General features: G+C 69.3%; 21 protein-coding genes, 3 tRNA genes and 1 pseudogene. 2 read left to right on the top strand and 23 right to left on the bottom strand.

Annotated elements, in window-relative coordinates; genetic code table 11:
- Positions 1 to 74: 74 nt before the first annotated feature.
- From rpsG to I0C86_RS21005, 23 genes are all read right to left on the bottom strand, one after another.
- Complete coding sequence (gene rpsG / locus I0C86_RS21115) at positions 75 to 545, bottom strand: 30S ribosomal protein S7 (RefSeq protein WP_192765402.1); 471 nt, start codon at positions 543 to 545, stop codon at positions 75 to 77.
- Position 546: 1 nt separating this feature from the next.
- Positions 547 to 921 carry a 30S ribosomal protein S12 gene (gene rpsL, locus I0C86_RS21110; protein WP_101368150.1) on the bottom strand — a complete coding sequence of 125 codons (375 nt, stop codon included), beginning with the start codon at positions 919 to 921 and terminating at the stop codon, positions 547 to 549.
- Between the two features lie 474 nt (positions 922 to 1395).
- Positions 1396 to 2352, bottom strand: a complete 957-nt coding sequence (locus I0C86_RS43595; RefSeq protein ID WP_230394506.1) for a hypothetical protein — start codon at positions 2350 to 2352, stop codon at positions 1396 to 1398.
- Between the two features lie 152 nt (positions 2353 to 2504).
- Complete coding sequence (locus tag I0C86_RS21100) at positions 2505 to 2858, bottom strand: hypothetical protein (RefSeq protein WP_196203013.1); 354 nt, start codon at positions 2856 to 2858, stop codon at positions 2505 to 2507.
- A gap of 105 nt (positions 2859 to 2963) precedes the next feature.
- The gene (locus tag I0C86_RS21095) at positions 2964 to 6857 is read right to left on the bottom strand and encodes a DNA-directed RNA polymerase subunit beta' (protein ID WP_196202991.1); all 3894 of its coding nucleotides are present in this window, start codon (positions 6855 to 6857) and stop codon (positions 2964 to 2966) included.
- A gap of 127 nt (positions 6858 to 6984) precedes the next feature.
- Positions 6985 to 10416 carry a DNA-directed RNA polymerase subunit beta gene (rpoB, locus tag I0C86_RS21090; protein ID WP_196202990.1) on the bottom strand — a complete coding sequence of 1144 codons (3432 nt, stop codon included), beginning with the start codon at positions 10414 to 10416 and terminating at the stop codon, positions 6985 to 6987.
- 658 nt (positions 10417 to 11074) lie between these two features.
- Positions 11075 to 11458: a 50S ribosomal protein L7/L12 gene (gene rplL / locus I0C86_RS21085; protein WP_196202989.1), complete on the bottom strand. Its 384-nt coding sequence runs from the start codon at positions 11456 to 11458 to the stop codon at positions 11075 to 11077.
- 62 nt (positions 11459 to 11520) lie between these two features.
- A complete protein-coding gene (rplJ, locus tag I0C86_RS21080; protein ID WP_196202988.1) occupies positions 11521 to 12060 on the bottom strand; it encodes a 50S ribosomal protein L10 in 540 nt (179 codons plus the stop codon).
- A gap of 330 nt (positions 12061 to 12390) precedes the next feature.
- Positions 12391 to 13080, bottom strand: coding sequence for a hypothetical protein (locus I0C86_RS21075; RefSeq protein WP_196202987.1), 690 nt, complete (start codon positions 13078 to 13080; stop codon positions 12391 to 12393).
- Complete coding sequence (locus I0C86_RS21070; protein ID WP_196202986.1) at positions 13077 to 13934, bottom strand: ATP-binding cassette domain-containing protein; 858 nt, start codon at positions 13932 to 13934, stop codon at positions 13077 to 13079. The genes I0C86_RS21075 and I0C86_RS21070 overlap by 4 nt, the downstream gene beginning before the upstream one ends.
- Before the next feature lie 104 nt (positions 13935 to 14038).
- Positions 14039 to 14752, bottom strand: a complete 714-nt coding sequence (gene rplA / locus I0C86_RS21065) for a 50S ribosomal protein L1 (protein WP_196202985.1) — start codon at positions 14750 to 14752, stop codon at positions 14039 to 14041.
- 89 nt (positions 14753 to 14841) lie between these two features.
- Positions 14842 to 15273, bottom strand: a complete 432-nt coding sequence (gene rplK / locus I0C86_RS21060; protein ID WP_196202984.1) for a 50S ribosomal protein L11 — start codon at positions 15271 to 15273, stop codon at positions 14842 to 14844.
- A 240-nt stretch (positions 15274 to 15513) separates the two neighbouring features.
- Positions 15514 to 16239, bottom strand: a complete 726-nt coding sequence (gene nusG, locus I0C86_RS21055) for a transcription termination/antitermination protein NusG (protein ID WP_196202983.1) — start codon at positions 16237 to 16239, stop codon at positions 15514 to 15516.
- A 38-nt stretch (positions 16240 to 16277) separates the two neighbouring features.
- On the bottom strand, positions 16278 to 16616 hold the full coding sequence (gene secE, locus I0C86_RS21050) for a preprotein translocase subunit SecE (protein ID WP_407676336.1): 339 nt from the start codon (positions 16614 to 16616) through the stop codon (positions 16278 to 16280).
- A gap of 329 nt (positions 16617 to 16945) precedes the next feature.
- Positions 16946 to 17018, bottom strand: a tRNA-Trp gene (locus tag I0C86_RS21045).
- A gap of 191 nt (positions 17019 to 17209) precedes the next feature.
- Positions 17210 to 17602, bottom strand: coding sequence for a MaoC family dehydratase (locus tag I0C86_RS21040; protein ID WP_196202981.1), 393 nt, complete (start codon positions 17600 to 17602; stop codon positions 17210 to 17212).
- 1 nt (position 17603) lies between these two features.
- Positions 17604 to 18050, bottom strand: a complete 447-nt coding sequence (locus I0C86_RS21035) for a MaoC family dehydratase N-terminal domain-containing protein (protein ID WP_196202980.1) — start codon at positions 18048 to 18050, stop codon at positions 17604 to 17606.
- 196 nt (positions 18051 to 18246) lie between these two features.
- Positions 18247 to 18414: a 50S ribosomal protein L33 gene (gene rpmG / locus I0C86_RS21030; RefSeq protein ID WP_046567246.1), complete on the bottom strand. Its 168-nt coding sequence runs from the start codon at positions 18412 to 18414 to the stop codon at positions 18247 to 18249.
- Positions 18415 to 18545: 131 nt separating this feature from the next.
- Positions 18546 to 18618, bottom strand: a tRNA-Met gene (locus I0C86_RS21025).
- A 26-nt stretch (positions 18619 to 18644) separates the two neighbouring features.
- Positions 18645 to 18717 (bottom strand) — tRNA-Thr (locus I0C86_RS21020).
- Between the two features lie 102 nt (positions 18718 to 18819).
- Entirely contained in the window at positions 18820 to 21354 is a 2535-nt protein-coding gene (locus I0C86_RS21015; RefSeq protein WP_196202979.1) for a putative bifunctional diguanylate cyclase/phosphodiesterase, read from the bottom strand.
- Positions 21355 to 21419: 65 nt separating this feature from the next.
- Complete coding sequence (locus tag I0C86_RS21010) at positions 21420 to 21620, bottom strand: hypothetical protein (RefSeq protein ID WP_196202978.1); 201 nt, start codon at positions 21618 to 21620, stop codon at positions 21420 to 21422.
- A 305-nt stretch (positions 21621 to 21925) separates the two neighbouring features.
- Positions 21926 to 22567: a TetR/AcrR family transcriptional regulator gene (locus I0C86_RS21005; RefSeq protein ID WP_323373766.1), complete on the bottom strand. Its 642-nt coding sequence runs from the start codon at positions 22565 to 22567 to the stop codon at positions 21926 to 21928.
- 234 nt (positions 22568 to 22801) lie between these two features.
- Between I0C86_RS21005 and abc-f the strand changes: the two are divergent.
- Together abc-f and I0C86_RS45740 are read left to right on the top strand one after the other, a co-directional pair.
- A pseudogene (abc-f, locus tag I0C86_RS45110) lies at positions 22802 to 24391 on the top strand (ribosomal protection-like ABC-F family protein); the annotation flags it as partial.
- The gene (locus I0C86_RS45740) at positions 24386 to 25351 is read left to right on the top strand and encodes a Vgb family protein (RefSeq protein ID WP_456319964.1); all 966 of its coding nucleotides are present in this window, start codon (positions 24386 to 24388) and stop codon (positions 25349 to 25351) included. The pseudogene abc-f and the gene I0C86_RS45740, both read left to right, overlap by 6 nt.
- The last annotated feature ends 50 nt before the right edge of the window (positions 25352 to 25401 follow it).

The following is a 25401-nucleotide window of genomic DNA, read 5'->3' as shown; positions in this document are numbered from 1 at the left end:
TCGTCGTCTCGTCGGCGTATTCGCGACCGTTGCCGGGTCCGGCGCGGCGGACCGCACCGGAACCCGGGGGGTCTTTACCAGCGGTAGTGCGCGAAGGCCTTGTTGGACTCGGCCATCTTGTGGGTGTCCTCGCGCCGCTTGACGGCGGCACCAAGACCGTTGCTCGCGTCGAGCAGCTCGTTCATCAGCCGCTCGACCATGGTCTTCTCGCGACGGGCGCGGGAGTAGGTGACCAGCCAGCGCAGCCCGAGGGTGGTGGCCCGGACGGGCTTCACCTCGACCGGCACCTGGTAGGTCGCGCCACCGACACGGCGGCTGCGGACCTCGAGGGTCGGCTTCACGTTGTCCATCGCCCGCTTGAGGGTGACCACCGGGTCGGTGCCGGACTTCTCGCGGCAGCCTTCCAGGGCCTCGTAGACGATGCGCTCGGCGAGCTGACGCTTGCCACGGAGCAGGATCTTGTTCACCAGCTGGGTCACCAGCGGCGAGTTGTATACCGGGTCCGCGATGAGCGGACGGCGCGGAGCGGGGCCTTTACGCGGCATGTCAGCTCTTCTCCTTCTTCGCGCCGTACCGGCTGCGGGCCTGCTTGCGGTTGCGGACACCCTGGGTGTCCAGCGAACCGCGGACGATCTTGTAACGCACGCCCGGAAGGTCCTTCACCCGGCCACCGCGGACCAGCACGAGGGAGTGTTCCTGGAGGTTGTGACCCACGCCCGGGATGTAGGCGGTCACCTCGATCTGGCTGCTGAGCTTCACACGAGCGACCTTGCGCAGCGCGGAGTTCGGCTTCTTGGGGGTGGTGGTGTAGACGCGCGTGCAGACGCCACGACGCTGAGGGCTTCCCTTCAGCGCTGGCGTCTTGGTCTTACTCGTCTTCGCCTGTCGGCCCTTTCGGACCAGCTGCTGGATCGTGGGCACCGGGTTTCTCCGCTCCCTTCGGCCGTCTGTCTGCGGCCGCGCTGTGAGTCTCTAGTCGCCCTCTCGGGTGACTCTCTTACCTTCCACCAGGGCCACCACGGGGTGGTCCCGGCACCCGCGGTCGGGCGTGTCGCCCGCTCACGGTTTCCGACGTCGTTTCCGGCGCCGGATTCCAGCCGGCCGGCACGCGTGAACGTGGCCGACCTTTTCGACTTTGTCGTGGCCACCCGATCGCCGCAGATGGGCTCGGGCGCACGCACGAGTTGCCCGGGCATGCCCGGGCACGAGAGGAAAGAGTACCTACCGTAAGTGGGCACGTCAAAACAGAACTTCGGAAGGTTGTCAACAACCCTCGGCCAGGCCCGGATCCTCGTGTCACTCCCGACAAGCACTACCGGCTTTCCAGTGTACCGGCTCGTTCGCCGAACGGCTCGGCGGGCCGGTCATCCGGGCCGCGACGACCCGCCCGGTCACTCAGGCGACCTGAAACAGCACCGACACCGCGAGCGCCAGCACCGTCAGCGCGAGACCCACGCCACCACAGATCAGTCCCGCGACCGCCAGGCCGTGCCCGCTGTACCGGACCGGCGGAGCGCCCTCGGCAACCGGCGGCCACGCCACCGGTCGCCGCCTCGCGCCGGGCCGGGGCGCCGCACCGGCGGCCCCGGTCTGCCGCCGGCCCGGCTCCCCCAGCAGCACCCCGACGATGCCGAGCAGCCCGGCGAGCACCGCGAAGGCGCCCGCCGCCCAGCCACCCCAGTCGCCGTTGCGGCCGAGCAGGCCCAGGCAGCCCGCCGCGAAGGCGACGAGCACCGAGGCGATTCCGGTGACCAGGGCCGCGACCGCCGGCCCCGAGGTGACTGGAGCCACATCGAGGTACACCAGGCCGAACGGCGTACCCGGCACCGCGTCGACACGCCGGGGCGCCCGAAGGGACTCCCGGGGCGGCGCCGGCACCCGCGACGCGTGCACCTCGCCGGACCGTTGGCCGGCCACCGACGGGTACGTCCGCGCCTGTGGCGCGCCGGACGGCGACGGGTACGAGCCGGGGACGGCGGCCCGGACCGGCGGGTCGGCAACCGGATACGGCGTACCGGCGAACGCCGCCGGGGTCGCACCGGACACCGGAGCCTCGGCGGAAACCGGCCCCGGCCCGTACGCGGGCACCGCCGTTGACGCCGGCGTCGGAGCACCGCCGGATCCTGGCACCGCCGCACCTGCGGAACCGTCCGAATCTGGCCGGGCCCACTCGCTCGGCCGGCCCACCCGCTCCGTCGGAAGCGCGGACGCGGAATCGGTCCCGGTCCCGGACTCCGCCGGCAGGGTGTACGAGGGTTCGAGGTAGCGGGGCTGATATCCGGGCGGCGCCTCCGGCGCGTGTTCCACCGGACGGTCCACCGCCGGTGGCTGCGCCTCCTCCGTCACGAACATCCCCCCTGATGACCATCGACCCGCCGCCCACGGCGGCCGAGCCGATCGGACAACCACCGTTGCCGTGCCGGCAGCGGTGCCCCTGCCAGGCGCCAGGCTACCGCCGCACGCCCGGTCCCCATGTGCCCTGCGGTGACGCGTGGCCGCGCCGCCTAGTCGACTCCGGGCGCGAAGTCCCGGCCGACCGAACTGTCGGCCAGATTGACCACGCCGATGACGCTCGCCATCACCAGCGCGGTGGCGGCCAGCGCGATCCCGATCCACGCCAACTGCTCGCCCCGGCGCAGCCAGGCGGCCCCGGTGAGGTAACCACCCGAGGCGTACGCCTCACGGCGGGCCTGCCGAGCCAGCATCAGCGCGACCGTCGCGGGAACGATGCCCCCGACGAACAGACCGGTCAGCATCGCGGCGAGGCCGAGCGCGAACACCGTCCGCGACTTGGTGGAACGCACCGGATCCGGGTCGAGCGGATGGCGCATCGTCGGGACGGCGCCGGCGACCGGCATCGTCTTCACGATGACAGCCTACAAACCCGACGTCCCGATTCCGAACGCGAGGCGCCCCGCTCGTCGTCGAACGACGAGCGGGGCGCCTGTCTGCCTTCACCCTGCCTAGCGGTACGACCCGAAGTCGAAGTCGTCCAGCGGCACTGCCTGCCCGCTGGCCGGCCCGAATCCGTAGTCGGTCTCCGGGTAGCCGGTCATCGAGTAGACCTTGGCCTTCGCCTCCTCGGTCGGCTCCACCCGGACGTTGCGGTACTTGCTGATACCGGTACCGGCCGGGATGAGCTTTCCGATGATGACGTTCTCCTTGAGACCGATCAGCGAGTCGCTCCGGGCGTGGATCGCCGCGTCCGTGAGCACCCGGGTGGTCTCCTGGAAGGAGGCCGCCGACAGCCACGAGTCGGTCGCCAGCGACGCCTTGGTGATGCCCATCAGCACCGGCCGCCCCGCCGCGGGCTCGCCACCCTCGGAGACGAGTCGGCGGTTCTCCGACTCGAAGAGCGCCCGGTCGACCAGCACGCCCGGCAGGAACTCGGTCGCACCGGAGTCGATCACCGTCACCCGCTTGAGCATCTGGCGGATGATGATCTCGATGTGCTTGTCGTGGATGAGCACACCCTGCGACCGGTAGACCTCCTGGACCTCCTGGGTCAGGTGGACCTGGACCGCCCGCGGGCCGAGGATCCGCAGCAGTTCGTGCGGGTCGATCGTGCCCTCGGTGAGCTTCTCCCCGACGCCGACGTGCGCGCCGTCGTGCACGCCCGGCCGGAGCCGGACCCGCTTCGAGATCTTGTCGTGGACGATCTCGTCGGTGCCGTCGTCCGGCACGATGATGATCTTCCGCGACCGCTCGCCGTCCTCGATCCGGATCCGACCAGGGGTGTCGGCGATCGGCGCCTTGCCCTTGGGTACCCGGGCCTCGAAGATTTCCTGGACCCGGGGCAGACCCTGGGTGATGTCCTCACCCGCGACACCACCGGTGTGGAAGGTACGCATCGTCAGCTGGGTACCCGGCTCACCGATCGACTGGGCGGCGATGATGCCGACCGCCTCGCCGACGTCCACGGTCTTGCCGGTCGGCAGCGAGCGGCCGTAGCACGCACCGCAGACGCCCAGCTTCGACTCGCAGGTGAGCACGCTGCGGACCCGGACCGTGTCGACCCCGGCAGCCACGATCCGGTCGACCAGGATCGAGTTGAGGTCGACGCCGCGCTCCGCCACCAGGTTGCCGTCCGGCCCCTTGATGTCGTCCGCCAGGGTCCGGGCGTGCAGCCCGGTCTCGACGTGCTCGTGCGCCACCAGCTTGCCGTCCAACTGGACGCCGATCTGCATCGAGATGGCGCGGTCGGTGCCGCAGTCCTCCTCGCGGATGATCACGTCCTGCGAGACGTCCACCAGACGACGGGTCAGGTAACCCGAGTCGGCGGTCCGCAGCGCCGTGTCCGCCAGACCCTTCCGGGCACCGTGCGTGGAGATGAAGTACTCCAGTACGGAGAGACCCTCCCGGTAGCTGGCCTTGATCGGCCGCGGGATGATCTCGCCCTTCGGGTTGGCCACCAGACCACGGATCGCCGCGATCTGCCGGAGCTGGAGCAGGTTACCGCGGGCACCCGAGTTGATCATCTTCCACAGCGGGTTCTCCTGCGGCAGCGCGGTTTCCATCTCCTTGGCGACCTCGTTGGTCGCCTTGGTCCAGATCTCGATGAGCTCGCCGCGACGTTCCTCGGCGGTCATCAGACCACGCTGGTACTGCTTGTCGATCCGCTCGGCTTCCTTCTCGTACCGCTCCAGGATCTCCCGCTTGCGCGGCGGCGCGATGACGTCCTCCATGCCGATCGTCACGCCGGACCAGGTGGCCCAGTGGAAACCGGCCTCCTTGAGCCCGTCGAGGGTCGCGGCCAGCGCCACCTTCGGGAACCGCTCGGCGAGGTCGTTGACGATCGCGGAGAGCTGCCCCTTGCGGATCTCGTAGTTCACGAAACGGTAGCCCTTCGGCAGCGTCTCGTTGAACAGCACCCGACCCAGGGTGGTCTCCACGGTCAACGGCTCGCCCGGGGTCCAGCCCTCGGGCTCGGTCCACCGCTGCGCACCGGCGCCGTTGTCCACCTCGGTCACGTCGCGCAGCCGGATCCGCACCGGCGTCTGCAGGTGCAGCTCGCCGTTGTCGAAAGCCATCCGCGCCTCGGCGTCCGAGCTGAACGCCCGGCCCTCGCCCACCTCACCCGGAGTCAGGTGGGTCAGGTGGTAGAGACCGATGACCATGTCCTGGGTGGGCATGGTGACCGGCTTGCCGTCCGCCGGCTTGAGGATGTTGTTCGACGAGAGCATCAGGATCCGCGCCTCGGCCTGCGCCTCGGCGGACAGCGGCACGTGCACCGCCATCTGGTCACCGTCGAAGTCCGCGTTGAACGCGGTGCAGACCAGCGGGTGGATCTGGATCGCCTTGCCCTCGACCAGCTGCGGCTCGAACGCCTGGATACCCAGCCGGTGCAGGGTCGGCGCCCGGTTCAGCAGAACCGGGTGCTCGCCGATGACCTCTTCCAGCACGTCCCAGACGACCGGCCGCTGCCGCTCCACCATCCGCTTCGCGGACTTGATGTTCTGCGCGTGGTTCAGGTCGACCAGCCGCTTCATCACGAACGGCTTGAACAGCTCCAGCGCCATCTGCTTGGGCAGGCCGCACTGGTGCAGCTTGAGCTGCGGACCGACGACGATCACGGAACGACCGGAGTAGTCGACCCGCTTGCCCAGCAGGTTCTGCCGGAACCGCCCCTGCTTGCCCTTGAGCATGTCCGACAGCGACTTCAGCGGCCGGTTACCCGGACCGGTGACCGGACGCCCACGCCGACCGTTGTCGAACAGCGCGTCGACGGCCTCCTGGAGCATCCGCTTCTCGTTGTTGACGATGATCTCGGGAGCGCCGAGGTCGATCAGTCGCTTGAGTCGGTTGTTCCGGTTGATCACACGCCGGTACAGGTCGTTCAGGTCCGAGGTCGCGAACCGGCCACCGTCGAGCTGCACCATCGGGCGCAGGTCCGGCGGGATCACCGGTACGCAGTCCAGAACCATGCCGAGCGGCGAGTTGCGGGTGTTCAGGAACGCCGCGACGACCTTGAGCCGCTTGAGCGCCCGGATCTTCCGCTGGCCCTTGCCGGACCGGATGATCTCGCGGAGGTTGTCCGCCTCGGCGTCCAGGTCCATGTTCTGGACCAGCGCCTTGATCGCCTCGGCACCCATCCCGCCGGTGAAGTACTCGCCGAACCGGTCCCGCAGCTCGCGGTAGAGCAGCTCGTCGGTGACCAGCTGCTTCGGCTCCAGCTTGCGGAAGGTGTCCAGGACCTCGTCGAGACGGTCGATCTCGCGCTGCGCCCGGTCGCGGATCTGGCGCATCTCGCGCTCGCCGCCCTCTTTGACCTTGCGGCGCACGTCGGCCTTGGCACCCTCGGCCTCCAGCTCGGCCAGGTCGGCCTCGAGCTTGGCGGCCCGCTTCTCGATCTCGGAGTCGCGGCTGTTCTCCGCCTGCCGCTTCTCGGCGAGAATCTCGTTCTCCACCGTCGAGAGGTCGCGGTGCCGCGCCTCCGCGTCCACGCTGGTGACCACGTACGACGCGAAGTAGATGATCTTTTCGAGGTCCTTGGGCGCCAGGTCGAGCAGATAGCCCAGCCGGCTCGGCACACCCTTGAAGTACCAGATGTGCGTGACCGACGCGGCCAGTTCGATGTGGCCCATCCGCTCACGACGCACCTTGGAGCGGGTCACCTCGACGCCGCAGCGCTCGCAGATGATGCCCTTGAACCGGACCCGCTTGTACTTACCGCAGTAGCACTCCCAGTCCCGCTGCGGACCAAAGATCTTCTCGCAGAAGAGCCCGTCCTTTTCCGGCTTCAGGGTGCGGTAGTTGATCGTTTCAGGCTTCTTGACCTCGCCATGCGACCACTGACGAATGTCGTCAGCGGTAGCCAGGCCAATCCGCAACTCGTCGAAGAAGTTGACGTCGAGCACGTTATATGTCCCTCGTGTCGTGTCGTTTTACCGCTAGCTCACCGGGCGGGGTTGGGGGCGGGTGACCCGCGGAGGGATCAAGCCTGACCGCCCGGAGCGGGTCACCCGCCCCCAACCCCACACAACTTCACACCTCTTCGACCGAGCTCGGCTCGCGCCGGGACAGGTCGATGCCGAGTTCCTCCGCGGCGCGGAAGACCTCGTCGTCGGTCTCGCGCATCTCCAGGGCCACACCGTCACTGGAGAGCACCTCAACATTGAGGCACAGCGACTGCAGCTCCTTGAGCAGCACCTTGAAGGACTCCGGGATGCCCGGTTCGGGAATGTTCTCGCCCTTGACGATCGCCTCGTACACCTTGACCCGGCCGAGGACGTCGTCGGACTTGATCGTCAGCAACTCCTGCAGGGCGTACGCGGCGCCGTACGCCTGCATCGCCCAGCACTCCATCTCGCCGAACCGCTGGCCACCGAACTGCGCCTTACCACCCAGCGGCTGCTGCGTGATCATCGAGTACGGGCCGGTCGACCGAGCGTGGATCTTGTCGTCGACCAGGTGGTTCAACTTGAGGATGTAGATGTAGCCGACCGCGATCGGATCGGGCAGCGGCTCGCCGGAACGTCCGTCGAAGAGCTGCGCCTTTCCGCTCGCGCCGATCAGCTGCTTGCCGTCCCGGTTGGGCAGGGTCGACGAGAGCAGACCGGAGATCTCCTCCTCCTTGGCGCCGTCGAAGACCGGCGTCGCCACGTTGGTGTCCGGCTCGGACTCGTGGGCGTCGATCGCGCGCAGCGCGTTCTTCCAGTCGGCGTCCTCGCCGTTGACCTTCCAACCGGTCTTGGCCACCCACCCGAGGTGAGTCTCCAGTACCTGGCCGATGTTCATCCGGCTCGGCACACCGAGCGGGTTGAGCACGATGTCGACCGGCGTGCCGTCCTCCAGGAACGGCATGTCCTCGACAGGCAGGATCTTGGAGATGACGCCCTTGTTGCCGTGCCGGCCGGCGAGCTTGTCGCCGTCCTGGATCTTCCGCTTCTGGGCGACGTAGACGCGGACCAGCTCGTTCACGCCCGGAGGCAGCTCGTCGCCGTCCTCCCGGGAGAAGGTCCGTACGCCGATGACCGTGCCGGTCTCGCCGTGTGGAACCTTCAACGAGGTGTCCCGGACCTCGCGCGCCTTCTCACCGAAGATCGCACGGAGCAGCCGCTCCTCCGGGGTCAGCTCGGTCTCGCCCTTGGGCGTGACCTTGCCGACCAGGATGTCGCCGGTCACGACCTCCGCACCGATCCGGATGATGCCGCGCTCGTCGAGGTCGGCGAGCATTTCCTCGCTGACGTTCGGGATGTCGCGGGTGATCTCCTCCGGGCCCAGCTTGGTGTCGCGGGCGTCGACCTCGTGCTCCTCGATGTGGATCGAGGTGAGGGCGTCCTGCTGCACGAGGCGCTGCGACAGGATGATCGCGTCCTCGTAGTTGTGGCCCTCCCAGGGCATGAACGCGACGAGCAGGTTGCGCCCGAGCGCCATCTCGCCCTCGTCGGTGCAGGGACCGTCGGCGATGACCTGCCCGGCCTCCACCCGATCGCCCTCGAAGACGACCGGCTTCTGGTTGACGCAGGAGCCGGCGTTCGAGCGGCGGAACTTGTGCAGGAGGTAGGTACGCCGGTGGCCGTCGTCCTGGTGCACCGTCACGTAGTCGGCGCACAGGTCCTCGACCACACCGCCGACCTCGGCGACGACCACGTCACCGGCGTCGACCGCGGCCCGGTACTCCATGCCCGTACCCACCAGCGGCGACTCGGCCTTGACCAGCGGCACCGCCTGGCGCTGCATGTTGGCGCCCATCAGCGCCCGGTTGGCGTCGTCGTGCTCGAGGAACGGGATCATGGCGGTGGCCACCGACACCATCTGGCGCGGCGACACGTCCATGTAGTCGACGGCCCCCGGTGCGACGTAGTCGACCTCGCCGCCCTTCCGGCGGACCAGGACCCGGTCCTCGGCGAAGGTGCCGTCACTGCGCAGCGCGGTGTTGGCCTGCGCCTTGACGAACCGGTCCTCCTCGTCCGCGGTCAGGTAGTCGATCTGGTCGGTGACCCGCGCCTCGACCACCTTGCGGTACGGGGTCTCGATGAACCCGAACGGGTTCACCCGGCCGAAGGTGGCGAGCGCGCCGATCAGACCGATGTTCGGGCCTTCCGGCGTCTCGATCGGGCACATCCGGCCGTAGTGGGACGGGTGCACGTCCCGGACCTCGAAGCCGGCCCGCTCCCGGGACAGACCACCCGGGCCGAGCGCGCTCAGCCGGCGCCGGTGGGTCAGGCCCGCCAGCGGGTTGGTCTGGTCCATGAACTGGGACAGCTGCGACGTACCGAAGAACTCCTTGATCGCCGCCACCACCGGGCGGATGTTGATCAGGGTCTGCGGCGTGATCGCCTCGACGTCCTGGGTGGTCATCCGCTCCCGGACGACCCGCTCCATCCGGGACAGGCCGACCCGAACCTGGTTCTGGATCAGTTCGCCCACGGTACGGAGCCGGCGGTTGCCGAAGTGGTCGATGTCGTCGGCCTCGTAGCCCTCCTCACCGGCGTGCAGCCGGCAGAGGTACTCCACGGTGGCGACGATGTCGTCCTCGGTCAGCGTGCCCTTGTTCATGGGTACGCCGACTTCGAGCTTCTTGTTGAACTTGTATCGGCCGACCTTGGCTACGTCATACCGCTTCGGGTTGAAGAAGAGGTTGTCGAGCAGGGTCTGGGCGTTCTCCCGCGTCGGGGGCTCGCCCGGCCGGAGCTTGCGGTAGATGTCGAGCAGCGCCTCGTCCACCCCGGCGATGTGGTCCTTCTCCAGGGTGGTCATCATCAGCTCGGACCAGCCGAACCGCTCACGGATCTGCTCGTTGGTCCAACCGATGGCCTTGAGCAGGACGGTGACGGCCTGCCGGCGCTTGCGGTCGATGCGGACACCGACGGTGTCTCGCTTGTCGATGTCGAACTCCAGCCAGGCACCCCGACTCGGGATGACCTTGACGCTGGAGAGGTCGCGGTCGGAGGTCTTGTCCGGCTCCTTGGAGAAGTACACGCCCGGGGACCGGACGAGCTGGCTGACCACCACGCGCTCGGTGCCGTTGATGATGAAGGTGCCCTTCGGCGTCATCATCGGGAAGTCGCCCATGAACACCGTCTGGCTCTTGATCTCGCCAGTGGTGTTGTTGGTGAACTCCGCGGTCACGAACAGCGGGGCGCAATAGGTCAGGTCCTTCTCCTTGCACTCCTCGATCGAGGCCTTGACCTCGTCGAAGCGTGGCGCGGAGAAGGAAAGTGACATGGTGCCGGAGAAGTCCTCAATGGGACTGATCTCGTCGAGGATCTCAGCGAGACCCGATCGAGCGTGCGGGTCGTCGGCCGACCGGCCCTGCCAAGCCTCGTTGCCGACCAGCCAGTCAAACGACTCGTTCTGGATGGCGAGGAGGTTGGGGACCTCGAGGTGTTCGGTAATCCTGCCGAAGGAGATTCGGCGGGGCGCGAAAGCGCTCGACGTACGACTGGTCTTCGCAGGGCGGGAAGCTGCCAAGATGCGTCCTTCCGAGGACCGGTGCTGCAGAACGGCTGTTACGCGTGCACTCCAATGGCCCCACTCCAAATATCCATAATCGGACATTCCGAGCAGGGGTCAAGTCGGAAGGCAGCGCAAACTAGCAGTGTAGCCGAGCGGCTAACCGCTGTCCAGCCCACCACGGCAGGGCGTTGCAGAACGTGTCGCCGACACTCGGTCGGCGCGCGCTGAGCGCGCTTACACGTTCCCGCACGCATCCCGCTAGGCCTGTCTGAGACCAGCGGCTCGTGGTGCTGCCGTCGGCTCTTACCCAGGTGTCGGCCGTCGCAAGCGCGGAAGGTCTTGCTGATGTCAGCGTGCCTGCCGGTTCGTGCCGCGTCAAGGGCTGATGCCCGGGTCGGGCGACGTCTTTACCCGGGTCGCCATCCGACGCTGGCCGCCCGGACCGCCCCGCGACCACGCTCGGCGGCGCCAAAGCCCTGATCATCGACGGTCGCAGCCTGTCAGCGGACGGGAACGGGCGGCGATCCGGCGCCGGATCACCGCCCGTGGCGAATTGCTGTGCGTCAGCTCACTCGACCCGACGCGGACACCCGCCACGGCCCGTACCCCGTCGGGTCCCACTCGGCGGAGCGGGGACGGAACGGTCGGGCCGGACGGATGCCGTGGTGCGAACCTACTTGAGGGTGACCTTGGCGCCCTCGGCCTCGAGCTTCGCCTTGGCCTTGTCCGCGGTCTCCTTGTTGGCCTTCTCCAGGACGGCCTTCGGCGCGGCCTCGACCAGGTCCTTGGCCTCCTTGAGGCCCAGGCCGGTCAGCTCGCGAACGACCTTGATGACCTGGATCTTCTTGCCACCGTCGGCGTCGAGGATGACGTCGAACTCGTCCTGCTCCGGCTCGGCCTCGGCCGGCGCGGCAGCGCCACCGGCGGCGGCGACCGCAACCGGCGCCGCGGCGGTGACCTCGAAGGTCGTCTCGAACTGCTTCACGAACTCCGACAGCTCGATCAGCGTCATCTCCTTGAACGCGTCGAGCAGCTCGTCGGTGCTGAGCTTCGCCATGGTGTCTGGCGTCCTTTCCTTCATCTGTTACACGAATATCGGGGTATCGAAAAGGGCTGGCCTCAGGCCTGCCCCTCCTTCTCACGCTTGTCCTGCAGGGCAGCCGCCAAGCGGGCGGTCTGCGCAAGCGGCGCCTGGAACAGGGCAGCGGCCTTGCTCAGGCTGCCCTTCATCGCGCCGGCCAACTTGGCCAGCAGCACCTCACGGGACTCAAGGTCGGCGAGCTTGTTGACCTCGTCCGCGGTGATCGCCCGGCCCTCGAAGACGCCACCCTTGATGACGAGCTTCGGGTTGGCCTTCGCGAACTCCCGCAGACCCTTCGCCGCCTCGACCACGTCCCCGGAGACGAAGGTCAGCGCGGTAGGACCGGTGAACAGCTCGTCGAGGCCGGCAATGCCAGCATCCGTCGCGGCACGCTTCGCCAGCGTGTTCTTCGCAATCTCGTAGGTCGTGTCCCGACCCAGCGTGCGACGCAACTGGGTCAACTGGGAAACCGTCAGACCGCGGTATTCGGTCAGCACGGTGGCGCCCGAGTTGCGGAAGTGCTCGGTGAGCTCGGCGACGGCGGTGGCCTTGTCGGCCCGAACCGGCTTGTCCGCCATGTCCCTCCTCTCTTCTTACTCCAGGCTGATCACCTTCGACACCGATCGGCCCTCGGGCTCGATCGGGCAACGGGGAGGTCGGCGGCTCCGCCACAACGAGAAACGCCCCGGCGCAGGGCGCACGGGGCGGGAGGATCACATGATCGTGACCTGGCACGCTGTCCGTCTCGCCCTGCGCGGGCCGTCCCGTTCAACGGGACCTTCGACCATGCCGAAGCACGGTGACCAGCGGTCTCTGGGTGAATACGATTTCCGTCCGCAGAAACACGGACAGAATCACAGCGTACGGTACGTCACGGTGACGGCCAAATCACCGCCAGGTGGTCCCCGTCACGCCCGTCGGCGGCGCAACCAGGCATACCCGGCCAGCGCCACGGCACTCCAGGCCAGTGCGTGCACCGTCAACAGGGCCAGCGTGCCTCCGGCCGGGCCCGCCGTACTCGCCCGAGCGGTCGCCATCACCGGCGGCGCGAGCCAGGGCACCACCGAGGCCTTCAGCCCGAACACGAACGTGCCGACCACCCCGCCGACCAGGACGGCCACCCCGTAGAGCGGACTCGCCGTCGCCGCCCGGCTGGCCAGCGCGCCCAGGGCGATCGCCGCCGGCAGGGCCAGCAGGTACGCCCACAGCCCGATCCCCAGCCCCAGCGCGACCGGCAGGTCGCCGGGCCGTTCCGGGCCGGTGACCCCACCGACCAGCCAGGGTACGAGCAGCGCGATCGGCAGGAAGGCCAACCCGGCCACGGCGGCGGCCAGTACGCCTGCGGCCAGTTCCGGCCGCCGCCCGGCGACGACCCCCGCGAGCCGGCGCTGTACGTCCGGTTCGGTGTCCAGCAGCAGCCGGGTCTGCCAGGCCAGGACCGGGAACAGTACGACGGCGGAGACCCCGTACGCCTCGGCCGCCTGGGCGCCCGCACCCCCGTGCAGCACGGTGAGTACCACGAGTCCGGCGATCAACGGGGGCAGCGACCGGGCGGACCGGACGAACCCGGCCAGCCGCATCCCGATGAGCGGGATCACGGTGCCACCTCCGCGCTGCCGTCCGCTCCGTCGGCCCCGACCGGGGCGGTCGACCGCCCCGGCCCGACGGGTGGCTCGGATGGCTCGGATGGCTCGGGCGGGTCGGACGGCCGTACCCGCACCACCTGGTGGCCGGCGGCGCGCAGGTCCGCGACGGCGCTGGCGGCACGGGCGGTGGGTACCGCGATCTCCACGACGGACATCGTCCCGGACCTCGGGTCCCGGCCGTTGCCGGGCGCCGGAACGACGACCGACACGCTGCCGTCGGCGACACTCCACTGCTGCGCGTCCGGCAGCCGGATCGTCTCGCCCCGATGGTCACTGACCAGCACGGCGCCGCCGGCCGCCCGGACCTCGCTGATCAACTCCGGAACCAGCTCCCGGGTCGCCCCGTCCAGCCCCTCCCAGGGCTCGTCGAGGACGAGCAGATCGGGCGGCCGGAGCAGGGCCTGGGCGAGACCCACCTTCTGGGCGGTCCCCTTCGACAGGGCCGGCAGCCGGACGTCCCGGTACGGGGCGATGCCGAGGCGCTGGATCCAGCCGTCCACGGTCCGGGCCAGCGCCGGACCGGTGAGCGCCCGGATCCTGGCCATCGCGGTGAGGTACTGCGCGACGGTGAACGGCTGGTCCGCGGGAAACCGCTCCGGCACCCAACCGATCGTCCGGGGACGGTCCCGGACCACACCCCGGCTCGGGGTCAGTACCCCGGCGGCCAGCTGAAGCAGCGTCGACTTGCCCGCCCCGTTCCGGCCGAGCACCACCGCGCTCTGGCCGGGACCGATCTCGACCTCGACCTCACGCAGCACCCACGGCGCGCGCACGCCGTACCGCAACCAGACCTGATCCAGACGCACGGGACGAGACTGCCACAGCGCCGCCGAAAATGCCGACACGGGACGCCCGCGGTCTCCGCTGGGCGCCCCGTGTCGGGCTGAACGAGCTACGGGTCGGGCGAGGCTCAGGCCTCGCTCCCCTCCCGCAGGTTCTTCACCACGTTCGGGTCGATCGGAACGCCCGGGCCCATGGTGGTGGCCAGGGTGACCTTGCGCAGGTACTTGCCCTTGGACGCGGACGGCTTGGTCCGGAGGACCTCGTCGAGCACCGCGGCGTAGTTGTCGACCAGCTGCGCCTCGGAGAACGACGCCTTACCGATGATCAGGTGCAGGTTCGAGTGCTTGTCCACCCGGAAGGTGATCTTTCCACCCTTGATCTCCGAGACCGCCTTGGTGACGTCCATGGTCACCGTGCCGGTCTTCGGGTTCGGCATGAGACCGCGCGGGCCCAGGATCCGCGCGATCCGACCGATCTTGGCCATCTGGTCCGGCGTGGCGATCGCCGCGTCGAAGTCCAGCCAACCTTCCTGGATCCGGGCCACCAGCTCGTCGGTACCGACCACGTCCGCCCCGGCGGCGGTCGCCTCGTCGGCCTTGGCGCCGGCCGCGAAGACGATCACGCGGGCGGTCTTGCCGGTACCGTGCGGCAGGTTGACCGTGCCCCGGACCATCTGGTCGGCCTTACGGGGGTCGACACCGAGGCGCATCGCGACCTCGACCGTGGCGTCGAACTTGACGTTGCTGCTCCCCTTGGCCAGCCGTACGGCCTCGGCCGGGGTGTAGAGCTTGTCCCGGTCGATGGCTTCGGCTGCCTTGCGGTAGCTCTTGCTGCGCTGCATGTCTGAACACTCCTGTGGTGTCTGGCGGGTACGCGGATGCCGCGTGCCCTCCCACGAACTGGTCGTGCCGGAAGGTGGAGGGTGGACCCTTATTCCTTGACCGTGATGCCCATCGACCGGGCGGTGCCGGCGATGATCTTCTCGGCCTGTTCCACGTCGTTGGCGTTGAGGTCGGACATCTTCTTCTCGGCGATCTCGCGCAGCTGGGCGCGGGAGATCGAGCCGACCTTCTCGCTCTGCGGGACGCCGGAGCCCTTCTGCACACCGGCGGCCTTGATCAGCAGCCGGGCGGCGGGCGGGGTCTTCAGCACGAAGGTGAAGGTCCGGTCCTCGTACACGCTGATCTCGGCCGGCACGATGTCACCGCGCTGCGACTCGGTCTGCGAGTTGTACGACTTGCAGAACTCCATGATGTTGACGCCGTGCTGGCCCAACGCCGGGCCGACCGGCGGCGCCGGAGTGGCCTGGCCCGCCGGCAACTGAAGCGTGAACGTCTTGACGAGCTTCTTCTTCGGAGGCATGTCTCTTCCTGGGCTTGAAACTGGGAACGTGCACCTGACGTCACCCGTCGGCGCGCACGGTCAAGCGCGCCTCGCGTGCGGGCGACGTTCAAGAGTAGCGCAGGACCACCTCGGGCGACGCGCCGAGGTCGGCCCCGGGCCACCCGGGGCCGGCGCCGCCATGCGGAAGCGCCTCCCGGGCGGCCGGTACGCCGTACGACGTCTGCCGGGCGCCGGCCGCCGGGATCGCGGCAGCCAGGGTCAGATCTTGGCGACCTGGTTGAAGTTGAGCTCGACCGGGGTCTCCCGACCGAAGATCGACACCAGGACCTTGAGCTTCTGCTGATCGGCGTTGATCTCGCTGATCGTGGCGGGCAGCGACGCGAAGGCGCCGTCCGTGACCGTGACCGAGTCGCCGACCTCGAAGTCCAGCACCTTGATCTCCGGCTTGGCCTTCTTGGCAGCCTCGGTCTCCACCGCCGGGGCGAGCCACTTCAGCACCTCGTCCAGGGAGAGCGGCGCCGGCCGGTCCGCCCGGTCGGTCGCGCCGACGAAGCCGGTCACTCCCGGGGTGTTGCGGACGCAGGAGTACGACTCCGGCGTCAGCTCCATCCGGACCAGGATGTAGCCCGGGAAGACCTTGTTCTGGACCTGGAGGCGCTTGCCGTTCTTGACCTCGACCTCTTCCCGGGTCGGCACCTCGACCTGGTAGATGAACTCCTCCATGTCGAGGCTCGTGATCCGGGTCTCCAGGTTCGTCTTGACCTTGTTCTCGTAACCGGCGTACGAGTGGACCACGTACCAGTCACCGGGCGCGTAGCGCAGCTTCTGCCGCAGCTCGGCGACCGGATCGAAGTCCTCGTCCGGCTCCGGCTCGGCCGTGGGGAACTCCGGCTCGTTTGCGGCCTCGACCGACTCGGCACTGCCCGCCGTCGCCACCGCGGACTGCTCGTCCGGGGTCTCGGCGCTCTCGTCGTACTCAGGCACGCTCGCTCACTTCCGTCACTATCAGGTGGGTCAGGTGGTCAGCTGGAGCCGCCGAAGACCCACAGCACGCCTCTCGCGAAGGCGAGGTCCAGCCCGGCCACGATCGTCAGCACCACGACGAGGAACACGACCACCACTGCGGTGTAGGTCAGCAGCTCCTTGCGGGTCGGCCAGATGACCTTACGCAGCTCTGCCACGACCTCGCGGACGAACCGGGCAACTCGCCCGAATATTCCTACTCGGCCGGTTTCCGTCCTGGTCTTGGGGCGGCTGTCCGCCGAGTCGGCCTTGGTGCGGGTCTGGGTGGCGGTACCACCACGCGAGACCGGCTCATCGGCATCCTCGTCGTCGGCGTCATCGTCGACGACGTCATCGATCGCCTCGTCTTCGAGACGGTCGTTGTCGTCCTCGTCGCGCCGATTCTTCTCGGCCACTTCGCCCTCCGTCGCCGGGTGGTTGGTACGCGCGTCGGTGAACGCGCGCTGCGCTGGTCACGCCGGCCGGAACCGGGGTCTCCGCCACGGGCGGAGACCACCCGTGACCAAACCCCCGGACGACCGTCCCCCGGAACGGCCCGCGACCGGCGGACCCGGTGGAGCGAACCCTGGCGGACATCCCGCCTCGGGTCGACCCCGCCGTTACCACCAACACGAGCCGGTCGCCAATGATGACGACGCCGATCCCGGGACCGGTCAGGCCGTAGGCGCAGGGGTGACAGGACTTGAACCTGCAGCCTGCGGTTTTGGAGACCGCTGCTCTGCCAATTGAGCTACACCCCTGTGCGGGCAGCCGGACCCCACTCGGGCACGCACGCCTGAGTAGAGGCCACTTGCCCCACGGCGGACCAGTGTACGGGTAGAGGCACGAGTTTCCCAACCGGTGCGCCGAAGCATGCCGGGAAGACATCGCCCCGATCTGCCGGCAGGTCCCCGGACGGCCACCGACCGACGCCGGTCCCCCGCGACGGTCGTCAGGCTGGCGTGCGGATCACGGCCCGGGCCTGGGCCAGCACCTTCTCGCCCTGACAGGTGGCGGTCAGGTCGAGCCGGGTCAGTCCGGGCTCACCCGCGTCCCGGGCGACGGCGGTCACCTCGATCTCGGTGCCCTCGTCGTCGTCCGGCACCAGGACCGGCCGGGTGAACCGAACGCCGTACTCGACCACCGCGTCCGCCGAGCCGGCCCACTCGGTCACCGCGCGCCCGACGAGCGCCATCGTGAACATGCCGTGCGCGATCACCCCGGGCAGGCCCACCTTGGTGGCGATCCGGTCGCTCCAGTGGATCGGGTTGAAGTCGCCGGAGGCTCCCGCGTAGCGGACCAGGTCCGCGCGGGTGATCCGGTAGGTCCGGGGAGACAGATCCATCTCAGCCCTCTCCGCGTACGACGAACTTGCACCAGGCGGTCACCACGGGTTCCCCGGTGGTCGTGCTGACCTCCGTACGGATGGTCACGAAGCCGTGTCCACCCCGCGTGATGACGTCCTCGACCGTGTTGACACAGACCAGTTCGTCGCCGGCGACCACCGGCCGGGTGTAGCGGAACCGCTGGTCGCCGTGGACCACCCGGCTGTAGTCGATGCCGAGTTCCGGGTCGTCGATGATCTGGCGGCTGGCCGACATGGTGATCGTCATCGGGAAGGTCGGCGGCGCCACCACGTCGGGGTGGCCGAGGGCCCGGGCGGCGTCCGGATCGTGGTACGCCGGCTCCTCGGCCCCGATCGCCGTGGCGAACTCTCGGATCTTCTCGCGCCCCACCTGATAGGGCGCCGTCGGCGGATAGGTACGGCCGACGAAGGACGGGTCCAGGGACATGCCGCCGAACCTACACGGCTCCGCCGGGCCACCCGGATGCCGCCGAGCGACCGGGGCGAACAGCGCCGGAACCCGATAACCGGGGTGAAACACAACAAATCGCCGCCCCGATCACCGGGAAAGCGGGCCTGGGGCGCGCTTGCCGGGATCGGAACGGCGATCCTGGGCCGGGTGAGCCGACTCGCGTCGGCCCTCGTCAGCGGGTCTCGCGGTGGAGGGTGTGCTTGCCGTCCCGGGGGCAGAACTTCTTCAGCTCGATGCGGTCCGGGTCGTTACGGCGGTTCTTGCGCGTGATGTAGTTGCGCTCTTTGCACTCCACACACGCCAGGGTGATCTTCGGACGGACATCAGTCGCCTTGGCCACGGTGGAGCGCCTCCCTCATCAACGGTGTCGACTAACGATGTACCAGCGTAGACGCCTGCCACGCGGATCTGCAAAGCGGGCGCCGGGGCGCCCGCTCGGTCCGGCCTCCGGGGCTAACCGGCGACCGAGAGTAGCGGTGGCCGGACTTGAACCGGCGACACAACGATTATGAGCCGTTTGCTCTACCAACTGAGCTACACCGCTGTGGGCGGGTCCAGTCGAACCCTTTGAGCCCCCTTACGGAATCGAACCGTAGACCTTCTCCTTACCATGGAGACGCTCTGCCGACTGAGCTAAGGGGGCACCGCGCGATCTTTCCCGCTGGCGCGCAGAGGTAAGAGTACACGGCGTACGGCACGAGGTGAAATCAGATCCCCGGTGGCGTTCCGGGGCATCGGACCGGGCTCAGGGCACCGCCCGCAGCCGCCGTACGTCGGCACCGCTCGGGTGCACCTCGGACTCCGACTGGGCGGCGAACCAGGCCTCCAGCCGCTCGTACGGCAGCGGACGACTGAACAGGAATCCCTGCCCGATCTGGCAGCCGATGTCCTGGAGCAGTTCCAGGGTGAGTTCGCTCTCCACGCCCTCGGCGACCACGGCCAGACCGAACTGCTGGGAGAGCGTCACCACCGCGTTCACGATCGCCAGGTCCACCGGGTCGGTCGCCATGCCCTGCACGAAGGAGCGGTCGACCTTGACCTCGTTGACCGGCAGGCGGCGGAGGTAGGAGAGCGAGGAGTGGCCGGTGCCGAAGTCGTCGACGGCGAGCCGTACCCCGATGTCCCGCAGCCGGCGCAGCCCCGGCACCGCGCGTTCGGTGCCGTCCAGCACACCGGCTTCCTTGATCTCCAGGGTGAGCAGCTCCGGGGCGACGCCGTACTCGGCGAGCAGGTCCCGCACCTGGACGGGGAACTGCTGGTCGCCGAGGGTGCGCGCGGAGACGTTCACCGCGACCGCCAGCGGCTCGCCGCCGATGCTCCAGTCGCGGGCGCGCCGGAGCGCCTCCCGCAGGACCATCTCGGTCAGCCGCCCGAGCTGGCCGGTGTGCTCGGCCACCGCCACGAAGTCCTCCGGAGCGACCTCGCCGTGCGCCGGATGCTCCCACCGCGCCAGGCACTCCACTCCGACGAACCGACGGTTCCGCAGTGTGACCTTGGGCTGGTAGTAGACCTGCACCTCGGCGTTGTCCAGAGCCCGCCGCAGGTCACCGGCGAGCCCGAGCCGGTGCGACGACCTCGACTCCAACCCGGGGCTGAACAGCTGGATCCCGTCCGGGGCCGTCTTCGCCTTGGTCACGGCGAGGTCGGCCCGTTGCAACAGGGTGGCCGGATCGGTGCCGTGGTCCGGATGCACCGCGACCCCGACCACGGTGTCCACGTCGAGCACCAGCGCGTCGAAGACCATCCGGTCACGGATCTGTTCCCGCAACTGCGCGGCCAGTTCGAGCGCCGCGTCGACGCTCTCCATCCGCAGGGTGACCACGAACTCGTCGCTGCCGATCCGGCCGACCAACGCGGCGGACGGCGCCGAGGCGCGCAGCCGGTTCGCCACCTCGGTCAGCACCTGGTCACCGGCAGCGTGCCCCACCGACTCGTTGACCTGCCGGAGCGAGTCCACATCGAACAGCATCACGGCGACCACCTCGCCGGGGGCGCGTACCCCGACCGCCTTCTCGAGCGCGTCGGTCACCCGTCGCCGGTTCGGCAGGTTGGTCAACCCGTCGTGATACGCGTCGTGGCGCAGCCGGTCGACCAGTCGGGAGTTCTCCAGCGCGACGGCCGCGTGTGCCGCGATCGTCTCCAGGATGGGTATGTCGGCAGCGGTGAAGTGGCCAGTGTCGCCGAGCCGGTTCACCACCTCCAGGGAACCGATGACCGCCTGGCCGGACCGCAGCGGGGTGACGATGACCTCCTTGACGCCCGCACCGCGCAGGGCCTCCCGGACGTCCCGGTCTCCGCCTACCCGACCGCCCGCGGCGACCGTACGGCCTTCCTCACACGCCCGCTGGCGGGCGAGGACGGGGGTCCGGGAGATGTCGAGCAGCCCGCGTTCCTCGACCCGCGCGGTCAGCAGCACCTCCGGATGACGGCCCTGCGCCGGCAACCAGAGGGTGGCGGTCTCGGCCTGCATGATGGCCCGGACCCGGCCCAGCAGCGAGTCGACCAGCGTGCCGTCCTGGCCGCGTTCGCTCATCGCCTTGGTCAGCTCGTAGACGTCGGCCAGGGTGCGGTGCTGTCGGAAGAACTGCGCGTACGACCGGTAGAGCAGCGCCAGGGCGGCGCCGAGCGCGACCAGCAGCAGGGCGGACCACCAGGTGGTACGGAGACAGAGCATGATGACCAGGCCCACCGCGACGTTGATCGCCGCAGTGATCAGGCCCGGGCCGGAGGAGCGAACCATCTCCCAACCGGCCGACGTGTCGTGGATGACGGCGATCACCGCCGCCACGGCGCCGAGCGTCACCAGGGTGTGACTGCTGACGGCACAGAACAGGATGGCCCAGGTCCCCGGCCCGAAACCGCGCATGTCCGGCAGGGCGAGGACGATCAGACTGGCCAGCGAACTGGCCGCCGCCGCCTTGGCGACGTTGAACCAGAGCTTGGGCTGGGCGAACCGCCGGCGTAGTTGGGCGATCAGCGAGCCCAGGGTGAAGACCAGTACGACGGTCAGCGGCGGCAGTACGAAGAGCGCGAAGAGCAGCGGAATCTCGGTGATGGTGAAGGGGATCGTCTGGCGCCGGATGACGATGTAGAACATCGGCATCTCGGAGGCCAGGACCAGCGCGAGGATCAGGGCGGCCAGTTCCCACTCGCCGGTGGAATCCTTGCCGCTGAGGACGCCGAGTGCGGCCGTCATTACGACTGCGAAGATTCCGAGCGGGCCGGTGACGAGCCAGGCGTGCTCGGGGGACCGACGTGTCGCGGAAGGGCCCCTAGGCATACCACTCCCCATCTACGGGAGATCGCTCCTCAGCTTCGGAAGATCGCTCCTCACGAGGAGCGTCTCTATCCCCACTCGAAGCCGAAGGACTGGAAGGCGCTTCCAGGGGTGGTGACCGCCGTACTGTCGTCAGGCAACTCGGAGGCGGTGACACCGCTCCGCTCCGACCAACCGACCGCGCCCGCGCTTGCGGCGAACCCGCCGACGGCGAGCCCGGCGAGCACAAGAAGAGAGCCAATGAACCGGCCCAGCCTCCATGCAGGCATTGGTTGCTCCCGTCGAGACGATGTGTCGTGAAAGCTAGATGTTCCATGATGGTGCCACAGTCCGGGGAGCCGGCAAAGCCATCGGAAGGGCGACCATCCGGGGATCGCCAAAGTCTAACCGTTCGGTAGGGACAACTCCCCCGGCCGGCCGCAACCATCTCGCCAGCAAATGGCTGACATGATTCACTCAGCGCGCAATAAGACTCACCGCCCGTACCCGGTCAGCTGCATCAAATACCATCGTCGGTAGATACCGGCTAAATCGCTATATCTATCTGACTCTGCCCATTACGGACGGAGTCCCGTCAACGAGCCTCTCGACTGCAGCGTAAGGGCGGTTGTCCACTGCGGAGCGAGCAGTCTTTCGCCGGCTCGGCGTCCGGCTCCGACGGAACGGCACAGATCGGAACACTCTCCGTGAAGACTCCGGCACGAGCCGCCGCGACGACGTCCCGGGCCGCCCGTTCGGCAAGTTGCCCGTCCGCGGGCGACCGCATGAGCACCAGTTCGTGGTAAAGCGGTGCGGTCGCCGCGACGAGCAGTCGGTGCGCGACGCTTCCCGCCGGTATGTCACCGCGCTCCACCGCCCGCCGCACGAGAACCGCACAGCGGGCGTACCGGTCGGTCCAGAACGCGCGGAGCGCCTCCGCCGCCTGCGGTGACCGGAACGACGCCGCGATCAGCGCGATCGTGATCGGCGAACCGCCGGTCAGTGCGGCGAACACCTCCCGGTTGACCGCGATCAGATCACCTTCGAGCGAGCCCGTGTCCGGCGGACGCCACCCGTCGTCGGCGGCCTCGGCGAGAACGTCGGCGAGCAGCCCGCCGACATCACGCCAGCGCCGGTAGACCGTGGTGCGGTGCACACCCGCCCGGTCCGCCACGGCATCGACGGCCAGGGCGTCGTATCCGTACTCCACCAGGTGGGCCCGGACGGCGTCGAGCACCCGGCGGCGTACCTGCGCACTCCGCCCACCGGGACGCCGGGCCGGCTCCGGCCGCGCCGCTCCGGTCGGTACGGCGGAGAAGTCGGTTGGCGGTCGCGGTGGCGTCATGGCAGTATCTTATTGCTACATCCGTTGCTTTAAGCGAGGTCCCGCCGATGCTCCTGTGAAGCGTTCTCCGCGTCCCGTGCCGTCACCTCGACGGACACCGACCGCTCGACGCCCAGGAGTATCGGAATGCCTACCCAGATCAGCCTGCACGCCGTCACCAAGACCTACGGCGACCGGACCGTGCTCGACGGAGTCACCTGCGCCGTCGCCCCCGGCGAACGCGCCGGGATCATCGGCGAGAACGGTTCGGGCAAGTCCACCCTGCTGCGCCTGCTCGCCGGCCGGGAGAAGCCCGACGAGGGGCAGGTGACCGTCGTCGCCACCGCCGGTGTCGGCTACCTCGGACAGGAGGCACCGCTGCCGACGTACCTGCGGGTGCGGCAGGTCATCGACGGCGCCCTCGCCGAGCTACGCACGATCGAAGCCCGGCTGCGGGAGTTGGAGCCGCTTCTCGCCGACGGCGACGACCGGCGACTGACCGAGTACGGCGACCTGACGACGGTCTTCGAACTGCGTGGTGGGTACGGCGCCGACGCCCGGGTGGCGCGCACCCTGCACGCGCTCGGCCTGGCCGGTGTCGACCACGACCGGCGGCTCGACAGCCTCTCCGGTGGCGAGCAGGCCCGACTGCACCTGGCGGCGGTCCTGGCCGCCGGCTCCGAGATACTGCTGCTCGACGAGCCGACCAACCATCTCGACGACGATTCGCTGACCTGGCTGGAGGAGCACCTACGGGTCCGGGCCGGGACCACCGTCGTCGTCTCGCACGACCGTGTCTTCCTCGAACGGGTCGCCAGCACACTGATCGAAGTGGACGGTGACCGCCGCACCCTGACCCGGTACGGCGACGGGTACGCCGGCTACCTCACCGAACGGGCGGCGGCGCGGCGGCGCTGGGCGGAAGCCCACCTCCGCTGGCGGACCGAGGTCGACCGGACAGTTGAGGCGGCGGCGGCGACCGCGCGCCAGGTGGCACCGGGTCGGATGATGAAGGACCGCAACAAGGTGGCGTACGACCGCGACGCGGGCCGGGTGCAACAGTCCCTCGCGAGCCGGGTCCGCAACGCCGAACAACGACTGCGGCGCCTGTACGACCAGCCGGTGCCGCCACCACCGGAGCCGCTCCGGTTCACTCCGCCGCTGCCCGGTACGGCGACCGACGGCATCCTGCTGGACGCAGCGGAAGTCACGGTCGCCGGCCGCCTGTTCGGCGTCCGGCTGACCGTACGCGGCGGAGACCGGTTGCTGATCGACGGGCCGAACGGGGCGGGCAAGAGCACCCTGCTGCGGGTGCTGGCCGGCGAACTCGCCCCGGACGCGGGCCGGCTGGACCGCCCGGCCCGGATCGGATACCTGCCCCAGGAGACGTCCGTCACGCGCTCCCGGGAGACCCTGCTGACCGCCTTCGGTCGGGGACTGCCCGGCCCGCCGGACACGCACCGCGACCGTCTGCTGTCCCTGGGGCTGTTCGAGCACGACCGGCTCGACGTACCCGTGCGGGACCTCTCCACCGGGCAGCGACGACGGCTCGCCCTCGCGCGGCTGCTCAGCCAGCCCGCCGACCTGCTGCTGCTCGACGAACCCACCAACCACCTCTCCCCCGGCCTGGTCGAGGAGATGGAGGCGGCCCTCGCGGACTATCCGGGCGCGCTGCTGGTGGTGAGCCACGACCGGCGGCTGCGCCAGCGGTGGCGTGGCGAGCACCGCGCGATGGCCGACGGGCGGTTACCCGCTCCCAGATCCACGTTTCCGGGGTCACGCCCCGAGGAAGGCAATGCGATGCGACGACACGTCCCGCTCTCGATCCAGGAAATCCCGGTGTCAGGACCGGACGCGGGGCCGTACGGCGTCGCTGTCGGGCCGGACGGCGCACTCTGGAGCACCCTGGTGCATGCCGGGAAGATCATCCGGCTCGGCGTCGACGGCCAGGTCGACAGCTATCCGCTCGACGATCCGGCGTGCGGGCCGTCGGTCATCACTCCCGGTTCGGACGGTGCGCTCTGGTTCACCCGGCTCCGGGACCATCGGATCGGCCGGATCACCACCCGGGGCGAGATCACCTCGTACCCGGTGCCGACGCCGGACTGTGGGCCGTACGGCATCACGACCGGCCCCGACGGTGCGCTCTGGTTCACCGAGACGAACACCGACCGGATCGGCCGGATCAGCACCGACGGCACGGTCACGGAGTACCCGCTACCCACCTCCGGAGGGTTTCCCAGTGCGATCACGGCCGGGCCCGACGGCGCGCTGTGGTTCACCCTCAACCAGGCGAACTCGATCGGCCGGCTCGGCCAGGACGGCGTGCCCACCCTGCATCCACTGCCCACACCGGGCGCCGCGCCGGTCGGGATCACCGCCGGGTCCGACGGCGCCGTCTGGTTCGTCGAGATCGGGGCCGGTCAGCTCGGCAGGATCACCCCCGACGGTCGGATCCAGGAGTTCCCGCTGCCGGACCGTTCCGCCCGGCCGCACGCCATCGTCGCGGACCCGGCCGGTGGCTGCTGGTTCACCGAGTGGGGCGCCAACCGGGTCGGGTGGGTCACGGCCGAGGGCGAGATCGGAGGGTACGACCTGCCGACGCCCGGTTCCGAACCACACGGGATGACGGTCGGCCCGGACAGGGCGATCTGGGTGGCTCTGGAGATCGGCAGCATCGCGCGGCTCGCGCCGTGAATCGGACATGGCGGAACCTCCGCGGGGGGCATCGACCCGGCGGTGCCGGG

The sequence above is a fragment of the Plantactinospora alkalitolerans genome (genome assembly GCF_015690345.1).
Classification (GTDB): Bacteria; Actinomycetota; Actinomycetes; order Mycobacteriales; family Micromonosporaceae; genus Plantactinospora; species Plantactinospora alkalitolerans.
This window is presented reverse-complemented; position numbering and strand designations above follow the sequence as displayed.